Raw genomic sequence first — 22,515 nt, forward strand, 5'->3', positions numbered from 1 at the left:
GCGCTCTATCTGTGTGTCTAGGATATATTCAGCTAGGTTGTGCAGTTGCGTATGTCGGTGGCCGTGGTGCGGGTATGGTGGCGCCTATCTGCGCGATGAACATGGACGTCGTTGCGGCGGATCTGGTTCTGATTCGCAATGCTGTCGGGGAGGATTTCGGGGAAGACTCCGGGAATTTTTTGAATCCGAGTCTCTTGCGCGGACTATTGCACAGTCCTTGCTCGATCCATCGCGGGTATGGATCGGTGATGGTGCTGGAAGCGGTGTGTCGTGACAGTTACTGCCGGGCCAATCCGATAGCGGTTTCGTTGTTGCCTGGCGACCAGGCGTAATGCGGATCAGTGGAGTAGATGTCGTCCGCTATCCAGTGCCCAATCGCCGATGCGACCGGCGATCTGCTCCGGACGAAGAGCCTGACCAACAATCCCTTGATCTTTGCGATGCACTTGGCACCGATGCGTGCACTGCGTGCGCCGATGCACACGGATGCGCGCGGCCCGATCTGGGGTGAAGTGACGCGTTCGCGTTCAGTCGCGATCGTCTCGGGTCCACACGCCGCCGTGCTCGAATTTCACTGGAAACTTCGCGACCGGGCTGTAGGCCGGGGCGCATAGCGCGCGGCCATCGCGCACATCGAAACGCGCACCATGCAGTACACATTCGATGCTGCCTGCGGTGCCGTCGAAGGTGCCTGGCGATAGTTCGTAGTCTTCGTGGCTACAGCGATCTTCCAGCGCATAGAAGTTTCCGTCGAAATTGAACACGACGATTGGTGTGGCGGTCACTTCGTCCCACACTGTTTTCATTTCGCCGGGCAGCAGTTCGCCGTCGGCACAGACGAAGGTCCATGTCTCGCTCATGCAGCACCTTCCAGCGGTTTTTCCAGTATTTCAAAACGCAGGTCGTCGCGCTTGGGCAGGCCGAAGCGGGCATCGCCGTAGGGGAACGGCTGCTTGATGCCGGTGCGACGGTATCCGCGGCGTTGATAGAACGCGATCAATTCCTCGCGCACGTCGATCACGGTCATGCGCATGACCGGCACTCGCCATGTCTGCCAGGCGATACGCTCGGCTTCGGCCAGCACGGCTTTCCCCAGGCCTTGGCCTTGCGCTTGCGGCTGCACCGCGAACATGCCGAAGTAGCCAGCGTCGTCGTTGTTGGCGATGTGCGCGCAGGCGATCAGCGCACCGTCGTGCTCGGCAAGTAACACCGCGCTGCGTGGACCCAGGATGTCCGCGCGCAGCAGGTCGGGATCGATGCGGGCGCCGTCGAGTAAGTCGGCTTCGGTGGTCCAGCCGAGACGGCTGCTGTCGCCACGATAGGCCGATGTGACCAGAGCGGCAATGGCGTCCAGATCGTCTAGGCTGGCATTGCGGAAGGTGATGGTGTGCATGTGGCGATTATGTCGTAAATCTGCAACGCCAGATGCGCTGAGCAAAACGCCGCAGAGCGCGGCAAGCGCTGTTTGCTTGTCCAGCGGCGCAGTGCTTTTTGCATTGGTTCTTCAACGTCATCCGTCTCTGCTTTACCCAAGCAGCGTTCGCACTTTCCGTAACGCGATCACGAAGCGTTCGATTTCCGCATGGGTGTTGTAGAACGCCATCGACGCGCGGCAGGTGGCGGCGACGCCGTAGAACTGCAGCAGTGGGTGCGCGCAGTGTTGTCCGGAGCGCACCGCCACGCCTTCCAGGTCGAGCAGGGTAGCCAGGTCGTGGGCATGTGCGCCTTCGATCAGGAACGAGACCACCGCCGCTTTACCCGGCGCGGTGCCGATCAGGCGCAGGCCGTCGATCTGCTGCAGTTCTTCGCTCAAGTGCGCGAGCAACTCGGCTTCGCGCGCTTCCACATGTTGCAATCCGAGTGCCTGCAGGTAATCCACCGCTGCACCGAGGCCGACGAAGCCGGCGATGTTCGGCGTGCCGGCCTCGAACTTGTGCGGTGGGTCGTTGAACACGGTGCCGTCGAAGCTGACTTCCTTGATCATCTCGCCGCCGCCGAGGAATGGTGGCATTGCTTGCAGATGTTCGCGGCGTGCCCACAGTGCGCCGGTGCCGGTTGGGCCGCACATCTTGTGCCCGGTAATGGCATAGAAGTCGCAGCCAATCGCGGTCACGTCCAGCGGCCGATGCGGCGCCGCCTGCGAACCATCGATGACGCTGACGATGCCGCGCTTGCGTGCTTCGCGGCAGATTTCGCGGACCGGGTTGACGGTGCCCAACACGTTGGAGACGTGGGTCAGGGCCAGCAGTTTCACCTCGCCGGTCATCGCCGCGCGCAGCGCGTCCAGGTCGAGTGCGCCTTCAGCGGTGATCTCGGCAACTTTGATCGTGGCACCGGTGCGTTGTGCGACCAGTTGCCAGGGGACGATGTTGGCATGGTGTTCCATGCGCGACACCAGGATCGTGTCGCCCGGCTGCAGGCGCGGCAGCGCCCACGAGTAGGCCACCAGGTTCAACGCAAAGGTGGCGCCGCTGCACAGCACCAATTCGTCGGCGCGCACGTTGAGAAAGCGGGCTAGTTTGGACCGCGCGCCCTCGTAGGCTTCGGTGGCCTCGCTGCCGAGCGCATGCACCGCGCGGCTGACGTTGGCGTTGTGACGACGATAGAACGTGTCCGTTGCCGCGATGACCGGCAACGGTTTCTGCCCGGTGTTGGCGTTGTCGAAATACACCAGCGGCTTGCCGTGGACATTGCGCTGCAGCAGTGGAAAGTCGTTGCGGACGCTGTCCCAGTCCGGTGCCTGCGATGCAGTGGCGTGCGTGGCGGTGCCGTTCATGCCACGCCCGCCTCACTGAGCGCGCGTTCCAGGCGCGTGGCGAGTAATTCGTGCAATGCCGATGGTAGTGCACGCAGTGGTTCGCGGCAGAACGCGGTGGTCAGCAGTTGCTGCGCGCGTGCTTGTGGCAATCCGCGCGAGCGCAGGTAAAACAGCGCGTTGCTGTCGAGTTGGCCGACGGTGGCCCCATGCGCGGCCTTGACCTCGTCGGCGTCGATCACCAGCACCGGTTGGGTATCGATCTCGGCATCGGCGGACAGCAGCAGGTTTTTGTTCGATAGCTGCGCATCGGTGCCGTCGGCACCTTGGCGGATATGGATGCCGCCGTGGAAAGCGACCCGGCTGCGCGCGGTGGCGACACCGCGCCAAAGCAGTTCGCAGGCGGTGTCGCGGGCGATGTGCTCGATGCCCAGGCGGGTATCGAGCTGACGCCGGCCATTGCCGAGCAATACTCCGTTGGCGCTCAGTCGCGCGTTGTCGCCTTCCAGGCGCACGTTGAGTTCGTGTCGCACCAGCGCGCCGCCCAGTTCCAGGTCCACGCGTTGGTAGTGTGCTTCGCGTGCCAGCACCGCGTCGGTGCGCAGCAGCGCGGTGATGCCGGGTGCGTCTTCCTGTACGCGCGCATGCGTCAGTTGCGCGCCTGCGGCCAGGTGGACGTGGGTGAGGCTGTTGCTCAGGTGCGGCGCGTCTTGGAGATGCAGGTGATGTTCGACCAGCGAGAGTGCCGCGTTGTGACCCAATTCGATCAGGTGGCGGTGGTGCCAGGCGAGATCGGCGCCCGCCGCGGTGGAGACGAACACCAGGTGCAGTGGCGCTTCCACCCGTACACCCGCCTCCACGCGTAGCACGCATCCTTCGTCGGCCAGTGCGGCGTTGAGCCGGGCGAAGACCTCGTCGATGTGCTCGAAGCGGCGACCAAGCAAGCGCATCGCATCCTCGCCGCCGCGCAACAGCGCCGATAGGCGTTGCAGCACCACGCCGGAGGGCAGCTCGCTCAGGTCCGAGAGCGCGTCGCTGGCGCGGCCGTTGACGAAGACCAGCCGAGGCGCCGGAATGCCGGCGATCACGGTCGCGTCCACGTCCGCTGCGGCGTCTGCTGCCGGGACGAAGCGACGCCGCTCCAGTGCCCGTAGTGAGGTGTATTTCCATGCCTCGCTGCGTTGACCGGGCAGGCCATCGCGCAGTGCCTGCTCCAGTGGCGCGCGACGCACGCTATCGCCGTGGAATGCCGCGGCCAGGGAGTCGAGCAGAGCGCTCATCACAGTGCCGCCTCGGGCGCCACGCGCTCCTTCAGCCAGGCATACCCGTGTGCTTCCAGTTCAAGTGCCAGCTCCGGGCCGCCGGTCTGCACGATGCGCCCGTCGGCCAGTACGTGTACGACGTCCGGCTTGATGTAGTCGAGCAGGCGCTGGTAGTGGGTGATGACCACGAACGCCCGCTCGGGCGAGCGGAGTGCGTTGACGCCGGTAGCGACGGTCTTGAGTGCGTCGATATCCAGGCCGCTGTCGGTCTCGTCCAGAATCGCCAGCTTCGGTTCCAGTACCGCCAGTTGGAAGATTTCGTTGCGCTTTTTCTCGCCGCCGGAGAAGCCTTCGTTGACACCGCGGTGCAGCAGTTCGTCCTTCAGATGCAGCACGGCCAGTTTTTGCCGGACCAGTTTGAGGAACTGCATCGAATCCAGTTCGTCCTCGCCGCGCGCCTTGCGCTGGGCATTGAGCGCGGCGCGCAGGAAATAGGTGTTGTTGACGCCGGGAATTTCCACCGGGTACTGAAAGGCCAGGAACAGGCCGGCGGCGGCGCGCGCTTCCGGCTCCAGCGCGAGCAGGTCGGCACCGTCGAAGTGCACGCTGCCCTGGCTCACCTCGTAGCCGTCGCGGCCTGCCAGGACGTTGCCCAGGGTGGACTTGCCGGCGCCGTTGGGGCCCATGATGGCGTGTACCTGGCCGGGCTGCACGTCTAGAGACAGGCCCTTGAGGATGTCCTTGTCGCCGATGCGGGCGTGGAGGTTGTCGATCTTCAGCATGGCGATGTTCGTCTTGTCCAATGAGGGGAAGGGGCGGCGGTGCGACTCAGCGGTCGCCTTCGCGGTGCTCCAGGAAAGTGGCGTGTAGATAGGCGGTGCGCGCAGCGGTCAGTTCGGCTTTGGCACTGGCGTACAGCGTTGGGTACATCGAGCCGTACAGCACCTGCGGACTTTGATTGTTGCCGAGCGGATAACGCGCCGCCAGGTCGGCATCGCGCAGTTGCAACCACAGCCGCTGCGCAGTCTTGAGTTTGTCCAGCGCCAGTGGTTGTTTGACCAGCTTGGCCATGATCTGCCGGTAAACCGTGTTCAGTTCGGCATCGGCCTTGCGTAGATCCTGTGCGGCGCAGGCATCGAGTTGCGCCTGCGCGCCTGCGGGATCGCAGCCGACGCTGTCGGCCCAGGCGGGTGCAGCGACACTGACCAAGAGCGCCAGAGCGAGCAACGTCCTCCTCATCCGACCGACCCTTCCAGCGAGACTTCCAGCAGCTTCTTCGCTTCGACTGCGAATTCCATCGGCAGTTCGCGGAACACTTGCTTGCAGAAGCCGTCGACAATCATCGACACCGCATTCTCCTGATCGATGCCTCGGGCGCGGCAATAAAACAGTTGGTCGTCGCTGATCTTGGAGGTGGTGGCCTCGTGCTCCACCGTCGCGGTCGGGTGCTTGACCTCGATGTAGGGGAAGGTGTGTGCACCGCAGTGTTTACCGATCAGCAACGAATCGCACTGGGTATAGTTGCGTGCGCCCTCGGCGCTGCGCTCCACCTTGACCAGGCCGCGGTAGGTGTTCTGCCCGTGGCCGGCGCTGATGCCCTTGCTGACGATTTTGCTCTTGGTGCGCTTGCCAACGTGGATCATCTTGGTGCCGGTGTCGGCCTGCTGGCGGTGGTGGGTCAGTGCCACCGAGTGGAATTCGCCGACCGAGTCGTCGCCGAGCAGGACGCACGAGGGATATTTCCATGTGATCGCCGAGCCGGTTTCGACCTGGGTCCAGGCGATCTTGCTGCGTGCGCCACGGCATTCGCCGCGCTTGGTCACGAAGTTGTAGATGCCGCCGCGTCCTTCCTCGTCGCCCGGGTACCAATTCTGTACGGTGGAATATTTGATTTCCGCATCCTCCAACGCGACCAGCTCGACCACCGCCGCATGCAGTTGGTTCTCGTCGCGCATCGGTGCGGTGCAGCCTTCCAGATAGGACACATACGCCTTGTCTTCGCACACGATGAGGGTGCGCTCGAACTGGCCGGTATGGCCGGCGTTGATGCGGAAGTAGGTGCTCAGTTCCATCGGGCAGCGCACCCCTTTTGGGATGAAGACGAAGCTGCCATCGGAAAACACCGCCGAATTGAGCGCGGCGAAGAAGTTGTCGCCGACCGGCACCACGCTGCCAAGATACTGCTTGACCAATTCCGGATGCTCTTTGATTGCCTCGGACATCGAGCAGAAGATCACGCCCTTCTCGGCCAGTTCCTTGCGGAAGGTGGTGCCGACCGAGACCGAGTCGAAGACCGCATCCACGGCCACGCCGGCAAGTCGGGCGCGTTCGTGCAGCGGCACGCCGAGCTTGTCGTAGGTGTCCAGCAATTCTTTCGGCACCTCGTCCAGCGAGGCGTACTTGGGGCCTTTGGGCGCGGAGTAGTAGCTCAGCGCCTGGAAGTCGATCGGGGCGATGTCGAGCTTGGCCCAATGCGGTATCGGCATGTTCAGCCAGTGCCGGTAGGCGGCCAGACGCCATTCGGTCATCCACTCAGGCTCGTCTTTTTTCGCGGACAGGGCGCGCACGACGTCTTCGTCGAGGCCAGGCAGGAATGCGTCGGATTCGATGTTGGTGACGAAGCCGGCGTCGTAGCGACGTCCCAGCCGTTCCAGGATTTCAGCGTTTTCGGTGGCCATGGGGCTGCCTACAGGGTCAGGTGGTCGCGAATCGCACGGCGATCGGGCGCCGTTTGGGATCGCCGGGAGGCGGAAGAGGGTGGAGCATCTGCGCCAGGGTCACGGCGCGCAGCGCATCGGCAACCACGTCGTTGATGAGCCGCCAGTTCGAGCGCACCCCGCAGGTATGGGCGATGCTGCACTGGTTGCCGTGGTGGCTGCATTCGGTGATCGCCAGTGGGCCTTCCATTGCCTCGACGATCTCGATCAGGCTGATGGCGTGGGCTGGGCGCGCCAGCCGGTAGCCGCCATGCACGCCGCGTAGGCCTTCGACCAGCCCGGCCTGGGCCAGCGGCTTGAGCAGCTTGCTGACGGTGGGCGGCTCCAGCCCGGCCTGCTCGGCCAGTTCGGTCGCGCTCAGCACCTCGGTTGGACGCGCGGCGAGCACGGTCAGCACGACGGTGGCGTAATCGGTCAGCTTGGTGACGCGGAGCATGGCAGAAGCGGCGATGTCAATGCGGACCGAAATTGTACGCTTTTGCGCCGCGGCGTCCAAGCGCGCCGTGTGCGATGGTTTCTATCGCAGTCATGGGCGGGTGTGATGGCATCCGCCGTATCGTTCCTGCACCGCGCTGCGGGCAGGCTTGGGATCGTGGCCGATGTGCTTCAGAATCGACACTTTCCTGTTTGGATTGCTGTATGCCCCGCAAGATTGCCGCGCGCAAGTCCCGCATTCATGGCAACGGCGTTTTCGCCGTAGCGCCGCTCAAACACGGCGAGCGGATCATCGAATACAAAGGACGTCTGCGTACCCATGCCGAAGTCGACCGCGACGATGCTGGCGACGTGGAGACTGGCCATACCTTCCTTTTCACCCTCAGCGACGAATACGTGATCGACGCCAATTACGAAGGCAACGATGCGCGCTGGATCAATCACAGTTGCGCGCCGAACTGCGAGGCGGTGATCGTGGAGGCTGAAGGCGAGGACCGGCGCAAGGATAAAGTGGTGATCGAAGCGCTGCGTGACATCGCGCCCGGCGAGGAGTTGACCTACAACTACGGCATCACCCTGGCCGAGCGGCACACGCCACGGTTGAAGAAGATCTGGGCATGCCGCTGCGGCGCGATCAACTGCACGGGCACGATGCTGCAACCCAAGCGCTGAGTTGCTGCTTGGAGTGCGATGCACTCTCCGGCGTTGTCACGCAAAACGGCGGCCCGCAGGCCGCCGTTTTTGTTCGCTCGATGGCACAGGAGCGTGCGTCGTTCCTGCCGTTCGCCGCCTCATTGGCCCGATAACAAGCCGGCCGGCACCAGGTTGGCGATGTCCTGATTGAAATGGATGGCCAGCGCGCCGTTCTCCACTCCCGCCGACTCGATCTGTAGCTTGCCCATCGCGGCGGCCAGACGTGGGTCCAGTTTGTAGATCGGTTCCCGGCGCGCGTAATCGTCCAGCCACACGTTGAGCAACTCGCGGGTGTTGGCGTCGAGCTTTTCGCCATTGGCGGCGGGGCGGAAATCGTCGATGGTCGGCGATTGCAGATGGAAACCCTGGCTCTGTTGGTCGTAGCGCAGCCCGCTGGTCAGTAGCACGGTGCCCAATGGCGTCGCCGCGCCGCCGCCGCTGGCCATGCTCAGGTCAAATTGCATCTTCAGCCGGTTACCCGGCGGCAGGGCCAGCTTCGGATTGCGGATGGTCATCTTGATGAGCCCACCCAATGCCTTGTGCGTCTGTGGAAAGCTGCCATCGAGGTAGTGCTGCACATCGGCGGCACCGACATTGATCTGCCGGCCCTGGATCGTCGGTGTGGCTTGCGCACAGGGCGCGGCGATCAAGGTCATCAGCACCACAGTGCGCAGTGTCCACTGGCGAAATGTCATCGGTGTAGCGCCTTGTTTGAAGTTGGGCTCTCACCATAACCGCTGCCGGTGAATGTGCCATTAGCGCAATCGGCTAGGTCGCGCGCAGTGTGGGGATGGGTGCCAGTGGGGGCGTGCGGCGGCGGTGCTGCGAGCTGCAACGCCGGCCTGGGTAAGGCTGGGCGAGCGGTGCCAGCAGTGCATGTGGCTGGCAGTCGTTGGGTTTTTCTGGTGGCAAAAAAAACGAGACGGCCTGAGCCGTCTCGTCGGTGTGCGTTTGCCTGGATCAGGCGATGCGGCTCAGAGCGCGGCGTCCTTGAGCTTCTTCAGCGGACGCACCTTGAGCTTGGTGGTAGCCGGCTTGGCCGCGAACCACTGCTCTTCCTTGGTGAACGGGTTGATGCCCTTGCGCTTCGGCTTGGCCGGGACGCTGACCGAAGTGATCTTCAGCAGGCCTGGCAGGGTGAACGAGCCGGCACCCTTCTTGCTGATCGAACCGGCGACGGCATGCTCCAGCGAGGCCATCACGGCGCGCACGTCCTTGGCGATCACGCCGCTGGTTTCGGCGATATGTGCGACCAGAGCCGACTTGCTCAGCACGTCCTTGATGGGCTTGGGAGCGGCCGGTTTAGCTGCTGCCTTGGTTGTTGTTTTCTTCGCTGCCTTCTTCGGGGCAGCCTTTTTTGCGGTCTTTGCCATGATGTCCTGATTCCGTAAATGAGTGGTGTGGGTCGCGCCGACCCCGTCGGCATGGCGAAATGTAGGGCATGTGCTACGCCGCGCCAATAGGTAATTGGCAAAAAAAGCGGAAAAAACGCTTTTTAAAGCGATTTTTTTTCTGGATCGGCGTTCCCGGTGGCAAAAACGTAGGTGTATGCCGGGTTTTTTCGTCCCATCTGAGATGGGATGACCATGCTGTCGCGTAGTGTGGCGAGGGCGCGCTGCCTGCTTTGAGGGGGTGCTACTCGTCAGAGTGGAAGTGTATGAGGCGCGTTGTGTCGTCGGGTGCTTGGAAGGCGATCTACAAGATCACCGAGGCACGCTCCAATACCTAACAGCACGAGTTTGTCGGGATGCGCTGTCGACGGATTCAATCGCCGTCGCGGTGACGAGATGGGGGCATCGCCAAGCGTGGATCGTCACCGCGCAGGCGGGCGTTTTGCTTATTCCGCGTGGTCGACTAGAAAAGTGTTGCGCTTGAGCGTGCATGGCTCGCACTAAATTTCAGTTCGCTGCTGCCGATAACGAACGTTGCGTATTTTCGCACCCCGCTCGATGAGGGCGGGCGGTGCTGTCTTGGTTTCCATGGGGCTGGGTGTTGTGTGTGCAGGTCTGCATGGGGGAGCCGTGTGGTCCGGCGTGGTGGCTGCGGCGGGTAGCGGTTGCATGCGCGCGGTTTGCTCGCCTCGATGGATGCCGATGCCGATGCCGGCGATGGCGATGGCGATGGCGTCGAGCTGTCGCGACGCTAAACGTGCATGGCCGATTTGCGCCAATTCAGTTTGGTTTCACCGCGCAGGATTGAGCATGTACTCGCGCGATCCACGCGCTTGGAATCATCGCCATGAACAAGCTCTCGACCCACTTGTTGACCGCTGCGCTGACGATCGGCGTGATCGGCTCCGCCGCTGCGCAGGATTACGGTTATACCCGTTACCAAAACGGTCTCGGCACCTATGAATATGCGCGTGTGATACGCGTCGATCCGATCATGGTCCAGGTCAATGGTCCACGCGAGACCACCGAGCGTTGTTACGACCGTCAGGCACCTGACACCTACGTCAGCGGCTATGGCGGCACCCAGGGTGGCCGGACGGCTTCGACCGTTGCCGGTGGTATCGCCGGTGCGTTGCTTGGTAGCCGCGTCGGTGGCGGTAATGGCCGCTTCGTCGGCACCGCCGTCGGCACCATGCTCGGTAGCCTGGCCGGACGTTCGATCTACGACTCCAATGCCCGCTCCTATGGCGGCGGCTATGTCAGCGGCGGCGTGGTCAGGGAGTGCGAGCCGGTGTCCTACCGCACCGAAAGCTACGACCGCGTCGACGGCTACGACGTGACCTACGAGTACGGTGGCCGTTACTACCACACTCGCACCGCCTCGCCTCCGGGCGACCGCATCCGCGTGCGCGTGGACGTGCTGCCTTACTAACCGCAAACAGGGCGCCTGCTTGTCAGGCGCCCCTTCTGTTGACCGTTGGCCGCAATGCGATCAGGCCAGCGGCGATATGTTCTCATCACCATGTTCGTGACGATCAGGGCCAGTCGATCTGGCCCTCGATCACCGTCTGCACTTGGCCGCCGGACCAGATATCGCCTGCGGCATCCACGCTCAGCGTCAGCAGCGCATCGTGGCCGACTTCGCGGCCCTGACTCGCCACATAGCGGCCGTCGCGCCCGGGCAGGGCGCTGCGGTGGTCCAGCCATGCGGCCAGCACCGCATTGGCCGCGCCGGAGGCAGCATCCTCGAATCGACGACCGTTGCCGACGAAGGCGCGCACCGCCAGCGCATAGGCTTGACCACTTGCGCGAGCATAGGCGAACACGCCCATGCTCGCGGTGCTTTCGGCCAGGGCGGCGATTGCATCCCAGTCCGGTGTCAGTTGCCGCAGCGCCGCTTCGTCGGCGACCTCGACCAGCCACCAGCAACGACCGCCGTCCATGCGCACCGGTGGCAGCGCCCCCAGCGACCAGTTGCGCAGCGCGTCCTTCAGGCGCGCGTCCGCCGGGTCGGCGATTTCGGCCACCTGCGCGCGCGGGGTGCGGATGGCGATGCTGGGCACTCCGGCATCTGCCTCCAAGCGTAATGGCAATAACCCGGCGATGCCGTCTTGGACGAACAGGCCATCGCGCGGGGTGGCGATGCCGTTTTCCAGTACCACATGCGCGGTGCCGACGCTGGGGTGGCCGGCGAACGGCACTTCCTTCTGCGGACTGAACATGCGGATGCCATAGCTGGCTTCCGGTCGCGTCGGTGCGAAGACGAAGGTGGTTTCCGGCAAGCGTGTCCAGCGTGCGATGGCTTGCATCGTGGCCTCGTCCAGTCCATCCGCATCGAGGACTACGGCCAATGGATTGCCGCTGCCGGCGCGCGGGGAGAACACGTCAACTTGTACGAAACGGCGTTTGCTCATCGCAATGGATTCCGCATATTGGTGTGAGAAGGCAGCTTACCAAGCGATGCGCTTATCGACCGGCACGGGCATCGTGAATCCAATCCGAACCTCGCGGGCCGCGTCGATCTGGCGCGCGATGCGGTCGAGTTCGCGGCTGGCGTGACCTGGTAAGCGTCCTTGTTGGATCGTGGCTGCCCCGCTGATCGTTCTGACGCTGGCCGGTTGGCAGTAGAATCGATGGCTGCGTCCGGTCAGTCCGGCGTTTCCCCCACCATGTTAGATACCCCATTCCATGTCAGCTCCTTCCATTGCAGGTCGTTGGATCGTTCTCAAGTTCGGTGGCACATCGGTGTCGCGTCGTCATCGCTGGGACACGATTGGGAAGCTGGCGAAAAAACGTGCGGAAGAGACTGGCGCGCGTGTGTTGGTGGTGGTCTCGGCCTTGTCCGGCGTCACCAACGAGCTGACCGCGATCGCCGACGGCAGCGCTGACAGCGCTCAGCGTGTGGCCGCGCTGGAACAGCGCCATCGCGCTTTCCTCGCCGAGTTGGAACTGGATGCCGATGCCGTGCTCGGCGAGCGTCTGGCGGTGCTGCGCGGCCTGCTTGAGGACCCACGCGCGGCCAGCCGCACGCTGGATTGGCAGGCCGAGGTGCTGGGCCAGGGCGAATTGCTGTCTTCTACCTTGGGCGCGGCCTACCTGCGCAGCAACGGCCTGGACATCGGCTGGATGGACGCGCGCCAGTGGTTGCACGCGCTGCCGCCGCAGCCGAACCAGAGCGAATGGTCGCGGCGCCTGTCGGTGTCCTGCCAATGGCAGGCCGATGCTGCCTGGCGTGAGCGTTTCCTCGCCCAGCCCACGCGCATGTTAATCACCCAGGGTTTCATCGCGCGGCATCAGGACGGTGGCACCGCGATCCTCGGCCGTGGCGGTTCGGACACCTCGGCCGCCTATTTCGGCGCACTGCTCGGTGCCAGCCGGGTGGAGATCTGGACCGATGTGCCGGGCATGTTCAGCGCCAACCCGCGCGATGTGCCGGATGCGCGTTTGCTGACCCGGCTGGACTATTACGAGGCGCAGGAAATCGCCACTACTGGTGCCAAAGTGCTGCATCCGCGTTCGATCAAGCCCTGCCGCGACGGCGGCGTGCCAATGGCGATCCTGGACACCGAGCGACCCGACTTGCCCGGCACCAGCATCGACGGCAATGCGCGCACTGTGCCGGGGGTCAAGGCGATCAGTCGCCGCAATGGCATCGTGCTGGTGTCGATGGAAGGCATCGGCATGTGGCAGCAGGTCGGTTTTCTGGCCGATGTGTTCGCGCGTTTCGCCAAGCACGGCTTGTCGGTGGATTTGATCGGCTCGGCCGAAACCAATGTCACCGTGTCGCTGGATCCGAGCGAGAATCTGGTCAACACCGATGTGCTGGCGGCGTTGTCGGCCGATCTGGCGGAGATGTGCCGGGTCAAGATCATCGTGCCGTGTGCGGCGATCACCCTGGTCGGGCGTGGCATGCGTTCGCTGCTGCACAAGCTCTCGGACGTGTGGGCCACGTTCGGCAAGGAGCGCGTGCATATGATCTCGCAGTCGTCCAACGACTTGAACCTGACCTTCGTCATCGATGAGGCCGCCGCCGACGGGCTGCTGCCGATCCTGCACGCCGCGCTGATCGATAGCGGTGCGATGCCGGTGGAAGAGACTGAGGTGTTCGGCCCGCGCTGGCGTGAAATCGCCGGCAGCGTGCGCTCGCGGCCGACGCCGTGGTGGCATGAGGAGCGCGCGCATCTGCTGCGCTTGGCCGAGGTTGGTACGCCGCGTTACGTCTATCACCTGCCGACCCTGCGCGAACGCGCGCGCGCGCTCAAGGCGATTGCGGCGGTGGATCAGCGCTATTACGCGATCAAGGCCAATACGCATCCGGCCATCCTGCAGGCGCTGGTGGAGGAGGGCTTCGGCCTGGAGTGTGTCTCGCACGGTGAACTGCGCCGGGTGTTCGAGACGCTGCCGGAGCTATCGCCGCGGCGCGTGCTGTTCACTCCCAGCTTCGCGCCGCGGGCCGAATACGAGGCCGCTTTCGCCCTGGGCGTCACCGTCACCTTGGACAACGTCGAAGCGCTGCGGCGCTGGCCGGAGTTGTTCCGTGGCCGTAGTGTGTGGGTGCGGATCGACCTGGGCCATGGCGACGGTCATCACCAGAAGGTCAACACCGGCGGCAAGCGTTCCAAGTTCGGCCTGTCGGCTACCCGCGTGGACGAGTTCGTCGAGGCCGCACGCGCGTTGGACATTCGCATCGTCGGCGTCCACGCGCACCTGGGCAGCGGGGTGGAGACGTCGGAGCATTGGCGGCGCATCTGCGACGAACTGGCGGGGTTTGCGCGGCGCATCGGCAGTGTCGAGATCATCGACATCGGTGGCGGTCTGCCGATTCCCTACAGCGCCGATGACGAACCGTTCGACCTGGACACCTGGGCGCAGGGTCTGGCCGAGGTCAAGGCGATGCATCCGGCTTTCCGTCTGGCGATTGAACCTGGCCGCTACCTGGTGGCCGAATGCGGGGTGCTGTTGTCCCGCGCCACTCAGGTGATCGAGAAGGACGGCATCCGCCGGGTTGGCCTGGATGCCGGCATGAACACGCTGATCCGCCCAGCGCTGTACGACGCCTGGCACGACGTGGTCAACCTGAGTCGGCTGGAGTGCGAGGCCGACACGGTGTTCGACGTGGTCGGGCCGATTTGCGAATCCAGCGACGTGTTCGGTCAGCGCCGTCGCCTACCGGCGCAGACGGCACCGGACGATGTGATGTTGATCGCCGATGCCGGTGCCTACGGCTACGTCATGGCCAGCACCTACAACCAGCGCGAATTGCCCCGCGAGGAAGTGATCGATGCGCCCGCAGGCTGAGATGCCCCCGCATAGCCGGCGCTTGCCGATGCGATGCGTGCGCGGTGGTTTGTCGCCGCTGCGCGCGGCGTTGCGGTATTTGATGAGCGAATTTTTCCTGTGCCGCCGCACCTTGCGGCACGCCCGTGTTTTTGCAGGACGTCCATGAGCGCATTCGACAAACAGCACATTGCCACTTTCCGCTTCGTGCGCTGTGGCTTCGACGCGGCCAGTGGAGTGGCACGTCTGGTTTATGCGTTCGACGATGGTCCGGAGTTGGTGGAGGCCATCAGTATTCCCGGCGCGCCATTCGTGCTCGATCCGCAGCGCACGCAGGCGCTGCAGCGCGCCTTGCGTCTGTTACATCTGGTGGCGGGGATCAGCTACTACAAGGCGGCGGTTCCAGAGCGGATCGTTATCGACGATTACAGCATCGACGCCGATACCGCCGCCTTGCTGGATAGCGTGTATCTGCATGGGCTGGGTGAATTCGCTTACCGCAACGGCCTGGACCTGCGCACGCGCATTCGTTTTCCGGCCTCGGCCAGCAGCGACGCCGAGGCGGTGGATCTGGGCTTGAGTGATCGTGCGCTGGTGGCCATCGGCGGCGGCAAGGACTCCTTGGTCAGCATCGAAGCGCTGCGTGCGGCCGGTGTGGCCCAGACCGTGACCTGGATCGGTGGTTCGCAACTGATCCGCGCCTGCGCCGAGCGCACGGGCTTGCCGACCCTGGGGATCGGCCGTGCCCTGGCACCGGAATTATTCGAACTGAACCGGCAAGGGGCGTGGAACGGACATATCCCGGTGACGGCGGTGAACTCGGCGATCCTGGTGTTTGCCGCCTTGTTGCACGATGCTGGCCAGGTGGTGTTCTCCAACGAGCGCTCGGCCAGCTACGGCAGCCAGATCGCCGGCACCGGCGAGGTGAATCACCAGTGGTCCAAGGGCTGGGCCTTCGAGCAGGCGTTCGGCGCGCACGTGCAGCGCTATGTGGCCGCGGACTTGCACTATTACTCGTTGTTGCGTCCGTTGTCGGAACTGGCGGTGGCGCGACAGTTCGCCAAGAACGACCACTACGACGCGCATTTTTCCAGTTGCAACCGCAATTTCCATATCCTCGGCGAGCGCCCAGCGCATCGCTGGTGTGGGATCTGTCCGAAGTGCCATTTCGTGTTCCTGGCGTTGGCGCCGTTCATGCCCAAGACGCGGCTGGTGCGGATCTTCGGTCGCAATCTGCTCGACGATGCAACGCTGGCGCCGGGCTTCGACGCGCTGCTGGAATTCCAGGACCACAAGCCGTTCGAATGCGTCGGCGAAGGCCGCGAATCGCGCGCGGCGATGGCCACGCTGGCCAGCCGTGCGGAATGGAAGGAGGATGCGCTGGTGGCGCGATTCATTCGTGACATCCAGCCACAGCTCGATGCCGCCGAACTGCGGATGGAACCCCTGCTGGCGTTGGACGAGCAGCACCGGATTCCGGCTGCGCTGTGGGAACGTGTGCGTGCGAATTTCGCAGTTTGAAGGCCGGCGTGTCGCGCTGTGGGGATGGGGCCGCGAGGGCAGGGCGGCGTATCGCGCGATGCGCGATGCGCGCAGCACGGCCGATCTGCCGCTGACGCTGTTCTGTTCCGCCGAGGATGTCGCCGAGGTCGCCGCGTTGCACGACCCCCACCTGCGCGTGGAGACAGACGCCAGCGCCGAGCGCCTGGCCGCGTTCGAGTGGGTGATTAAATCACCGGGCATCAGTCCGTATCTGCCCGAGGCGCAGACGGCGATGGCGCGTGGTACGCACTTCGTCGGTGGTACCGCGTTGTGGTTCGCCGAGCATGCCGACGCCGACGGTGTCGTACCCGGCAGCCTCTGCATCACCGGCACCAAGGGCAAGAGCACCACCACGGCGCTGCTGGCGCATTTGCTGCGCGCCGGCGGTCATCGCACCGGCCTGGTCGGCAATATCGGCGTGCCGCTGCTGGACGTGTTGGCACCGCCGCAACCGCCGCAGTATTGGGCGATTGAATTGTCCAGCTATCAGACCGGCGACGTTGCCCGCAGCGGTGCGCGTCCGCAACTGGCGATGGTGTTGAATCTGTTTCCCGAGCATCTGGATTGGCATGGTAGTCAGGCGCGTTATGTCGCCGATAAGCTGGCGTTGGTGACGCAGGCGCGGCCACGCATCGCGCTGCTCAACGCCGCCGATCCGCAGTTGGCGACGCTGCATTTGCCGCACAGCCAGGTGCGCTGGTTCAACCGCGAGGATGGCTGGCACTTGCGTGGCGAGATGGTGTATCGCGGCGCCACGCCGATCTACGACAGTGCGCAGACTCCGCTGCCGGGTCAGCACAACCGCGCAAACCTGTGCGCGGTGCTGGCGGCGATCGAGGCGCTGGGTTTGGACGCGGCCGCGTTGGCACCAGCCGCTGCCACTTTTCGGCCGCTCCCCAACCGGTTGCAGGCACTGGGGACGCGCGACGGCGTGAGTTACGTGAACGACTCGATCAGTACCACCCCGCACGCCACTCTCGCAGCGTTGGAATGCTTTCGTGGGCGCCGCATCGCGTTGTTGGTCGGTGGTTATGACCGTGGTCTGGATTGGCAGGGCTTCGCCGAATCCATGCGCCATGGCGCACCGCTGGAGATCGTGACCATGGGCGACAACGGGCCACGTATTCATGCGCTGCTGGCGACATTGGCCGCCGAGGCGGGCTTTGGCTTGCACGCGGCCAGCAATCTCGCGCAGGCGCTGACGCTGGCGCGTGAGGCGCTGGGCGAGGCGGGAGGCGTGGTGCTGTTGTCGCCGGGCGCGCCGAGCTTCGGTGCGTATCGCGACTACGTGGCGCGTGGCCGGCATTTCGCCGAATTGGCCGGATTCGATCCGCAGGCGATCAGCGCGATTGCGGGGTTGGGCATCGCCTGATCCAGCGGCGCGGTCTGTGCTGCATGGGCGGCGGCTTGCCGATAGGTTGCTTGCGCACGCGACGGTAGTCGTGGCGTATTTTCACCTGCAGCGGGACAGTGCTGTGCGCGCTTGCGCTGAGCGTCGCACCATGCGTGCGCTCAGTGCTTGCGTTCGACCGCGTAGCGGGCCAGCCCGCGCAATGCGGCCACTGCGTCGTTGTTCGGCAGACTGTCCAGTGCGCGTTCGGCCGCCGTGGCGTACTCGGCCGCGCGGCGGCGGCTGTAGTCGAGTCCGCCGCTGGCCTGGATCGCGGCCAGTACCTCCGGCATGGCGTCGGCATCGCCTTGTTCGACGATCTGGCGCAGGCGTTCGCGGGTGCTGGCGTCGGCGTGCGCGATGGCGTGGATCAGTGGCAATGTGGCTTTGCCCTCGGCCAGATCGTCGCCCAGGTTCTTGCCCAGATCGGCGGCATTGGCGGTGTAGTCGAGCACGTCGTCGGCAATCTGGAACGCGTAGCCCAGGTGCATGCCGTATGCGTACAAGCACTGCTGCACCGCGTCGCTGGCACCGGCGGCCAGTGCGCCCAGGCGAGTGCCGGCGGCGAACAGCACGGCGGTCTTGCGTTCGATCACCTGCAGGTAGGCGGCCTCGTCGGTATCGGGGTTGTGGACGTGCAGCAGTTGCAGCACCTCGCCCTCGGCGATGCGGTTGGTGGTGTCGGCGAGCAAACGCATCACCGCCATGTTGTCCAGCTCCACCATCAACTGGAAACTGCGCGAGTACAGGAAATCCCCGACCAGCACGCTGGGCGCATTGCCCCAGAGCGCGTTGGCGGTGCTGCGGCCGCGACGCAGGTCCGATTCGTCCACCACGTCGTCGTGCAGCAGGGTGGAGGTGTGGATGAATTCGATGATCGCCGCCAACTGGTGGTGCTTTGGTCCATGTCCATCGCAGGCGCGGCCGGCCAGCATGACCAGCATCGGCCGCAGGCGTTTGCCGCCGGCGGAGATGATGTGGTCGGCGATCTGGTTGATCAGCACCACGTCCGACGCCAGACGGTGGCGGATCAAGGTATCGACTGCCGCCATGTCGGCTGCGGCGAGCATCTGGATCTGGGGCAGGCCCAGGGTGGGGAGGTCTTCGGCGATGCTCATGCGGACAAGGCTGGATGCGTGCGCGGAGTATAGGCTGCGCGGCGACATCCGTCCTGCGCCGGGCGTGATCGGGCTGGTCTGGGCGGTGTGGGGCGGGGGCTGGAGAGCCTTGCCGGTGCTGCGTTGCCGGCATTGCGGTCGTGTGGCGCGGGGTTTCCCTAGGCCTTTGCAGGCGTTCGGCGCGGGTGGGGCCAGCCCGGCAATGTTAGGATTGGCGGATTAGGAGTTCCTAATCGTGTTCTTTACCGCTCCGCGTGCCCTCTGGCCGTGGGGACCCCAGACGGAAGCAGCTCATGGCCCGCGGCATCAATAAAGTCATCCTCGTCGGCAATCTCGGCAACGATCCCGACACCAAGTACACCCAGTCCGGCATGGCCATCACCCGCGTCAGTCTGGCGACAACCAGCGTGCGCAAGGACCGCGACGGCAACCAGCAGGAGCGCACCGAGTGGCATCGCGTGGTGTTCTTCGGAAAGCTGGGCGAAATCGCTGGCGAGTACCTGCGTAAAGGGAGTTCGGTCTACGTCGAAGGTTCGCTGCGCTACGACAAGTACACCGGCCAGGACGGCGTGGAGAAGTATTCCACGGACATCGTCGCCGATGAAATGCAAATGCTTGGCGGCCGTGGCGAAGGCGGCGGCGGTATGGGCGGCGGCGACCGCCCGGCGCGTTCGGCACCACCGCGTCAGGAGCGTTCGGACATGGGCGGTGGCGGGCAGGACTATGCTCCACGACGCCAACAGCCGGCACCGTCGCAATCGGCACCGATGGATGATTTCGCCGACGACGATATTCCGTTCTGAGTTACACGGTTTCGTCCGTGTCGCGCAGATCCCAAAAGCCCCGCGTTGCGGGGCTTTTCATTTTGGGCCAGCGTGCCTGGGGTGCGATGCCTGCCTTGTCTGGATTCGAGCGTCAAACGCAACGAAGGAAAGGCCGGGACGTGCGTTGACCGGGCGGCGTTAAAGGCTTCCTACGCTGTGTGCGATGACAGGCAGGCGTGGACGAACAACGAACCTGTGGTGGCAGTGCCGGGGCAATGTGAGCACTCGCTGCGCACGGAACGCTCAAGACAGCCGGGTCGGCCGCAGCAGCGCGGCCATCGAGCTGCTTGGAGTACCTCGGTCTTATGCCACCCGGCTCAGTTTGACCTGTTGCGTTTGCTCGCAGGCATGCAGTACCGCATCCGCAAGAATGTCCAGGCCCTCATCCAGTAGGGCATCGGGTGTGGTCAACGGAGCCATTACTTTCAGTACTTCGTCGTTCGGGCCAGCGCTTTCGATCACCAAGCCGTGTTTGAACGCATGCGCGCGTGCCGAGGCGGCGAGTTGAGTGGTCCCGACATCTATCCCCATGAACATGCCGCGCCCCTTGACGCGTGCCCCCGGCACCTGCGCGGCGATCCGCGTCAGTGCTTCGGTCACGCGCTGACCACGCGCTGCCGCTTGCGTGGCGAATGTGTCGTCGGCCCAGAATTTATGCAGCGCGACGCTGGCGGTGAGCATCGCATGGTTGTTGCCGCGGAAGGTGCCGTTGTGTTGGCCAGGACGCCATTGGTCATGCTCGGGTGCGACCAGCAGTAGCGAGAATGGCAGGCCGAAACCGGATAGGGATTTGGACAGGACGATCAGGTCTGGGACCAGGTCCAGCCCATCGAAACTGAAGAAGCCTCCGCTGCGTCCGCAACCTGCCTGGACATCGTCGACGATGACCAGCGCGCCGTGGCGGCGGGCAGCGGCGAATATGCGGCGCAACCAGGGCGTGGACGCCACATTGAGCCCGCCTTCGCCTTGCACCAGTTCCAGGATGATCGCGGCGGGTGGATCGATGCCGCCGGAGGGGTCGTCGAGCATGCCTTCCAGCAAAGCGGCGCTATCCACGCTCTCGCCGAGATAGCCGTCGTAGGGCAGTCGGGTGACGCCGGTGTGCGCTAGTTCCATGCGATGGTGGCGATTGCCGGTCGTCGCCAGTGCTCCCATCGATAAGCCATGGTAGGCATTACTGAAGGCAATGACGTTGTGACGCCCAGTAATCTTGCGTGCCAGCTTGAGCGCGGCTTCGACTGCATTGGTACCGGTCGGGCCGGTGAACTGCAGGCGGTGGGTAAGTCCGCGCGGCTTGAGGATTCTTTCCACGAAAGCATCGATGAAGTCGTGCTTTGCCTGCGAGTACATATCCAGCGAGAGCGCCAAGCCGCCGTTGCGTAGGTGCCCGATCAGTGCCTCGGCCATGTCTGGATCGTTGTGTCCGTAATTGAGCGAGCCGCAGCCGGCTAGGAAGTCGATGTAGCGACGACCCTGTGCATCGAACATCAGGCTTCCCGATGCGCGGACGAACATGGCATCAAAGGAGCGGCAGTAGCTGCGGACGTTGGATTCGTGGCGTTGGAATATCAAGCGAGGATCGCTCATGTGGCTCTCTAATCGTGTAGCGAAGTCGGCGTGTGCTTAAGTACGCCGAGTGTTGTGAATATGATGTCGTAGGTTCTGCTCGGCCCGGGTATCTGGCCGCAGTCGTCGCTATGCTCGTGGTATCGCGCCTGATGTGTTCACTTTTTACTTGCTAGGCCAAGTATCGGTCCATGTATTGACCGCTATGTGACGGAAAGATGTTTTTTTTGTAGGCGGATGTTCTTTCTGTGGTCGTCAGGAATAATCGTGTGTTGCGCCGGATGAACGTATTCTGGTCATTTACAGGATCTAGCCTATGCGGATGCAGACGCTGACGTGCTTGGACGATGTGAAAGCCTTGGCGCGGCGCCGCGTGCCGCGCATGTTCTATGACTACGTGGATGCCGGTAGTTGGTCGCAGTCGACCTTGCATGCCAACCGTCGTGACTTCGATGCGCTGGCGCTGCGTCAACGCATCGGCTGCGATGTCGCGCGGCGCAGCACCGCCGCGTGCATGCTGGGGCGCCAGGTCAGCATGCCGGTTGCGCTGGCACCCACCGGATTGGCGGGGCTGATCTGGGCCAATGGCGAGATCCTGGGCGCGCGTGCAGCCGAAGCGTTCGGTGTGCCGTTTGTACTGTCGATGATGAGCATCTGTGCGCTGGAAGAAGTCTGTGCGGTGCTGCGGGCGCCATGCTGGTTCCAGCTTTATCCGATGCGCGATCGCGGCATCGTGGCGGCGCTGATCGAGCGTGCGACACGAGCAGGCTGCGCGGCGCTGGTCCTCACCCTGGATGTGCCGTTCATGGGCCAGCGTCATGCCGATCTGCGCAATGGCCTGAGTGTGCCGCCGCGGCTCAAGCCTGCGGCATTGCTGGATTTTCTCGCGCATCCGCGCTGGGCCTTGGGGATGTTGCGCACGCGTCGTCGCTGCTTCGGCAATCTCGTGGACTATGCGCCTGCCGGCAACGACTTGCGGACGCTATCCGGTTGGACCGCGCAGCAATTCGATGCGGGGATCGGGTGGGAGGATGTGGCATGGGTCCGTTCGCGTTGGCGTGGGACGTTGGTAATCAAGGGCGTGCTGGATGCGGAGGACGCGCGTCAGGCCATTGCCGCTGGTGCCGATGCGCTGGTCGTCAGCAATCACGGCGGCCGCCAGCTCGATGGCGCGTGTTCCAGCGTACGCGCGTTGCCCGCCATTGCGGAGTTGGCCGCTGGCCGTGCCGATGTGCATCTGGACAGCGGCATTCGCTGCGGCCAGGACGTGCTCAAGGCGTTGGCGCTCGGCGCCAGTGCGACCTATATCGGTCGTGCGTGGTTGTATGGTCTTGCCGCCCTGGGGCAGGCGGGGGTGGCACATGTGCTGGCGTTGATCCAGCGCGAACTGGAGTTGACGATGGCATTGTGCGGACGCACGGAAATCGCGGCGGTCGACCGTGGAATCCTGTTGTCGTGAGGAGGGCGCTGCGAGCGCGTCGATCGCACCGATGGCGTCGCTGTCAGGCGCGGGCGCGGCGTGTGTCGTGGATGCTTGTGGCCGAC

Annotated in this window: 20 protein-coding genes; 7 read left to right on the plus strand and 13 right to left on the minus strand. The window is 64.1% G+C overall.

Annotation, left to right across the window (positions count from 1 at the left end; translation table 11 throughout):
- Nucleotides 1–527 precede the first annotated feature (527 nt).
- From XALGPE39_RS04705 to XALGPE39_RS04740, 8 genes are all read right to left on the minus strand, one after another.
- Nucleotides 528–860 carry a non-heme iron oxygenase ferredoxin subunit gene (locus XALGPE39_RS04705; protein WP_045727195.1) on the minus strand — a complete coding sequence of 111 codons (333 nt, stop codon included), beginning with the start codon at nt 858–860 and terminating at the stop codon, nt 528–530.
- Entirely contained in the window at nt 857–1,393 is a 537-nt protein-coding gene (locus tag XALGPE39_RS04710; RefSeq protein WP_045727196.1) for a GNAT family N-acetyltransferase, read from the minus strand. The genes XALGPE39_RS04705 and XALGPE39_RS04710 overlap by 4 nt, the downstream gene beginning before the upstream one ends.
- A gap of 132 nt (nt 1,394–1,525) precedes the next feature.
- Nucleotides 1,526–2,776 (minus strand): cysteine desulfurase, encoded by a 1,251-nt coding sequence (locus XALGPE39_RS04715; RefSeq protein ID WP_045727197.1) that lies wholly within the window; start codon nt 2,774–2,776, stop codon nt 1,526–1,528.
- Entirely contained in the window at nt 2,773–4,035 is a 1,263-nt protein-coding gene (sufD, locus tag XALGPE39_RS04720) for a Fe-S cluster assembly protein SufD (RefSeq protein WP_045727198.1), read from the minus strand. The genes XALGPE39_RS04715 and sufD overlap by 4 nt, the downstream gene beginning before the upstream one ends.
- Complete coding sequence (gene sufC, locus XALGPE39_RS04725) at nt 4,035–4,799, minus strand: Fe-S cluster assembly ATPase SufC (RefSeq protein ID WP_045728964.1); 765 nt, start codon at nt 4,797–4,799, stop codon at nt 4,035–4,037. The genes sufD and sufC overlap by 1 nt, the downstream gene beginning before the upstream one ends.
- A gap of 46 nt (nt 4,800–4,845) precedes the next feature.
- A complete protein-coding gene (locus tag XALGPE39_RS04730) occupies nt 4,846–5,256 on the minus strand; it encodes a lysozyme inhibitor LprI family protein (RefSeq protein ID WP_045727199.1) in 411 nt (136 codons plus the stop codon).
- Complete coding sequence (gene sufB / locus XALGPE39_RS04735) at nt 5,253–6,695, minus strand: Fe-S cluster assembly protein SufB (protein ID WP_045727200.1); 1,443 nt, start codon at nt 6,693–6,695, stop codon at nt 5,253–5,255. The genes XALGPE39_RS04730 and sufB overlap by 4 nt, the downstream gene beginning before the upstream one ends.
- 16 nt (nt 6,696–6,711) lie before the next feature.
- A complete protein-coding gene (locus tag XALGPE39_RS04740) occupies nt 6,712–7,170 on the minus strand; it encodes an SUF system Fe-S cluster assembly regulator (RefSeq protein WP_045728965.1) in 459 nt (152 codons plus the stop codon).
- A gap of 203 nt (nt 7,171–7,373) precedes the next feature.
- On the opposite strand from XALGPE39_RS04740, the gene XALGPE39_RS04745 reads away from it, so the two are divergent.
- Nucleotides 7,374–7,841, plus strand: coding sequence for an SET domain-containing protein-lysine N-methyltransferase (locus tag XALGPE39_RS04745; protein ID WP_045727201.1), 468 nt, complete (start codon nt 7,374–7,376; stop codon nt 7,839–7,841).
- A 119-nt stretch (nt 7,842–7,960) separates the two neighbouring features.
- Here XALGPE39_RS04745 and XALGPE39_RS04750 read toward each other — a convergent pair whose 3' ends face one another.
- Both XALGPE39_RS04750 and XALGPE39_RS04755 read right to left on the minus strand, forming a co-directional pair.
- A complete protein-coding gene (locus XALGPE39_RS04750; protein ID WP_045728966.1) occupies nt 7,961–8,518 on the minus strand; it encodes a DUF1439 domain-containing protein in 558 nt (185 codons plus the stop codon).
- 318 nt (nt 8,519–8,836) lie between these two features.
- Nucleotides 8,837–9,235 (minus strand): HU family DNA-binding protein, encoded by a 399-nt coding sequence (locus tag XALGPE39_RS04755; protein WP_045727202.1) that lies wholly within the window; start codon nt 9,233–9,235, stop codon nt 8,837–8,839.
- Between the two features lie 865 nt (nt 9,236–10,100).
- Here XALGPE39_RS04755 and XALGPE39_RS04760 point away from each other — a divergent pair.
- Nucleotides 10,101–10,685, plus strand: a complete 585-nt coding sequence (locus tag XALGPE39_RS04760) for a glycine zipper 2TM domain-containing protein (protein ID WP_045727203.1) — start codon at nt 10,101–10,103, stop codon at nt 10,683–10,685.
- 103 nt (nt 10,686–10,788) lie between these two features.
- On the opposite strand, the gene XALGPE39_RS04765 is transcribed toward XALGPE39_RS04760, so the two are convergent.
- A complete protein-coding gene (locus tag XALGPE39_RS04765; RefSeq protein ID WP_045727204.1) occupies nt 10,789–11,667 on the minus strand; it encodes a PhzF family phenazine biosynthesis protein in 879 nt (292 codons plus the stop codon).
- 274 nt (nt 11,668–11,941) lie between these two features.
- On the opposite strand from XALGPE39_RS04765, the gene XALGPE39_RS04770 reads away from it, so the two are divergent.
- The 3 genes from XALGPE39_RS04770 (at nt 11,942) to murD (ending at nt 17,444) form a co-directional block, all read left to right on the plus strand.
- The gene (locus XALGPE39_RS04770) at nt 11,942–14,551 is read left to right on the plus strand and encodes a bifunctional aspartate kinase/diaminopimelate decarboxylase (RefSeq protein ID WP_045727205.1); all 2,610 of its coding nucleotides are present in this window, start codon (nt 11,942–11,944) and stop codon (nt 14,549–14,551) included.
- A 144-nt stretch (nt 14,552–14,695) separates the two neighbouring features.
- On the plus strand, nt 14,696–16,051 hold the full coding sequence (murL, locus tag XALGPE39_RS04775; protein ID WP_045727206.1) for a UDP-N-acetyl-alpha-D-muramoyl-L-alanyl-L-glutamate epimerase: 1,356 nt from the start codon (nt 14,696–14,698) through the stop codon (nt 16,049–16,051).
- Nucleotides 16,032–17,444 (plus strand): UDP-N-acetylmuramoyl-L-alanine--D-glutamate ligase, encoded by a 1,413-nt coding sequence (murD, locus tag XALGPE39_RS04780; protein WP_045727207.1) that lies wholly within the window; start codon nt 16,032–16,034, stop codon nt 17,442–17,444. Before murL ends, murD begins: the two co-directional genes overlap by 20 nt.
- Nucleotides 17,445–17,584: 140 nt before the next feature.
- On the opposite strand, the gene XALGPE39_RS04785 is transcribed toward murD, so the two are convergent.
- A complete protein-coding gene (locus XALGPE39_RS04785) occupies nt 17,585–18,580 on the minus strand; it encodes a polyprenyl synthetase family protein (RefSeq protein ID WP_045727208.1) in 996 nt (331 codons plus the stop codon).
- A 293-nt stretch (nt 18,581–18,873) separates the two neighbouring features.
- Between XALGPE39_RS04785 and XALGPE39_RS04790 the strand changes: the two genes are divergently transcribed.
- Nucleotides 18,874–19,383 (plus strand): single-stranded DNA-binding protein, encoded by a 510-nt coding sequence (locus tag XALGPE39_RS04790; protein WP_045727209.1) that lies wholly within the window; start codon nt 18,874–18,876, stop codon nt 19,381–19,383.
- A gap of 324 nt (nt 19,384–19,707) precedes the next feature.
- On the opposite strand, the gene ectB is transcribed toward XALGPE39_RS04790, so the two are convergent.
- Complete coding sequence (ectB, locus tag XALGPE39_RS04795; protein WP_045727210.1) at nt 19,708–20,991, minus strand: diaminobutyrate--2-oxoglutarate transaminase; 1,284 nt, start codon at nt 20,989–20,991, stop codon at nt 19,708–19,710.
- Nucleotides 20,992–21,286: 295 nt separating this feature from the next.
- On the opposite strand from ectB, the gene XALGPE39_RS04800 reads away from it, so the two are divergent.
- A complete protein-coding gene (locus tag XALGPE39_RS04800; RefSeq protein ID WP_304413338.1) occupies nt 21,287–22,429 on the plus strand; it encodes an alpha-hydroxy acid oxidase in 1,143 nt (380 codons plus the stop codon).
- Nucleotides 22,430–22,515: the final 86 nt, after the last annotated feature.

It is taken from the genome of Xanthomonas sp. GPE 39 (assembly GCF_000963005.1).
GTDB lineage: Bacteria > Pseudomonadota > Gammaproteobacteria > Xanthomonadales > Xanthomonadaceae > Xanthomonas_A.

What these genes read in the sequence shown, in the direction of transcription:
- XALGPE39_RS04705 (WP_045727195.1), bottom strand. Translation starts at nt 860, where the DNA reads ATGAGCGAGACATGGACCTTCGTCTGTGCCGACGGCGAACTGCTGCCC.
- XALGPE39_RS04710 (WP_045727196.1), bottom strand. Translation starts at nt 1,393, where the DNA reads ATGCACACCATCACCTTCCGCAATGCCAGCCTAGACGATCTGGACGCC.
- XALGPE39_RS04715 (WP_045727197.1), bottom strand. Translation starts at nt 2,776, where the DNA reads ATGAACGGCACCGCCACGCACGCCACTGCATCGCAGGCACCGGACTGG.
- sufD (WP_045727198.1), bottom strand. Translation starts at nt 4,035, where the DNA reads ATGAGCGCTCTGCTCGACTCCCTGGCCGCGGCATTCCACGGCGATAGC.
- sufC (WP_045728964.1), bottom strand. Translation starts at nt 4,799, where the DNA reads ATGCTGAAGATCGACAACCTCCACGCCCGCATCGGCGACAAGGACATC.
- XALGPE39_RS04730 (WP_045727199.1), bottom strand. Translation starts at nt 5,256, where the DNA reads ATGAGGAGGACGTTGCTCGCTCTGGCGCTCTTGGTCAGTGTCGCTGCA.
- sufB (WP_045727200.1), bottom strand. Translation starts at nt 6,695, where the DNA reads ATGGCCACCGAAAACGCTGAAATCCTGGAACGGCTGGGACGTCGCTAC.
- XALGPE39_RS04740 (WP_045728965.1), bottom strand. Translation starts at nt 7,170, where the DNA reads ATGCTCCGCGTCACCAAGCTGACCGATTACGCCACCGTCGTGCTGACC.
- XALGPE39_RS04745 (WP_045727201.1), top strand. Translation starts at nt 7,374, where the DNA reads ATGCCCCGCAAGATTGCCGCGCGCAAGTCCCGCATTCATGGCAACGGC.
- XALGPE39_RS04750 (WP_045728966.1), bottom strand. Translation starts at nt 8,518, where the DNA reads ATGACCTTGATCGCCGCGCCCTGTGCGCAAGCCACACCGACGATCCAG.
- XALGPE39_RS04755 (WP_045727202.1), bottom strand. Translation starts at nt 9,235, where the DNA reads ATGGCAAAGACCGCAAAAAAGGCTGCCCCGAAGAAGGCAGCGAAGAAA.
- XALGPE39_RS04760 (WP_045727203.1), top strand. Translation starts at nt 10,101, where the DNA reads ATGAACAAGCTCTCGACCCACTTGTTGACCGCTGCGCTGACGATCGGC.
- XALGPE39_RS04765 (WP_045727204.1), bottom strand. Translation starts at nt 11,667, where the DNA reads ATGAGCAAACGCCGTTTCGTACAAGTTGACGTGTTCTCCCCGCGCGCC.
- XALGPE39_RS04770 (WP_045727205.1), top strand. Translation starts at nt 11,942, where the DNA reads ATGTCAGCTCCTTCCATTGCAGGTCGTTGGATCGTTCTCAAGTTCGGT.
- murL (WP_045727206.1), top strand. Translation starts at nt 14,696, where the DNA reads ATGAGCGCATTCGACAAACAGCACATTGCCACTTTCCGCTTCGTGCGC.
- XALGPE39_RS04785 (WP_045727208.1), bottom strand. Translation starts at nt 18,580, where the DNA reads ATGAGCATCGCCGAAGACCTCCCCACCCTGGGCCTGCCCCAGATCCAG.
- XALGPE39_RS04790 (WP_045727209.1), top strand. Translation starts at nt 18,874, where the DNA reads ATGGCCCGCGGCATCAATAAAGTCATCCTCGTCGGCAATCTCGGCAAC.
- ectB (WP_045727210.1), bottom strand. Translation starts at nt 20,991, where the DNA reads ATGAGCGATCCTCGCTTGATATTCCAACGCCACGAATCCAACGTCCGC.
- XALGPE39_RS04800 (WP_304413338.1), top strand. Translation starts at nt 21,287, where the DNA reads ATGCGGATGCAGACGCTGACGTGCTTGGACGATGTGAAAGCCTTGGCG.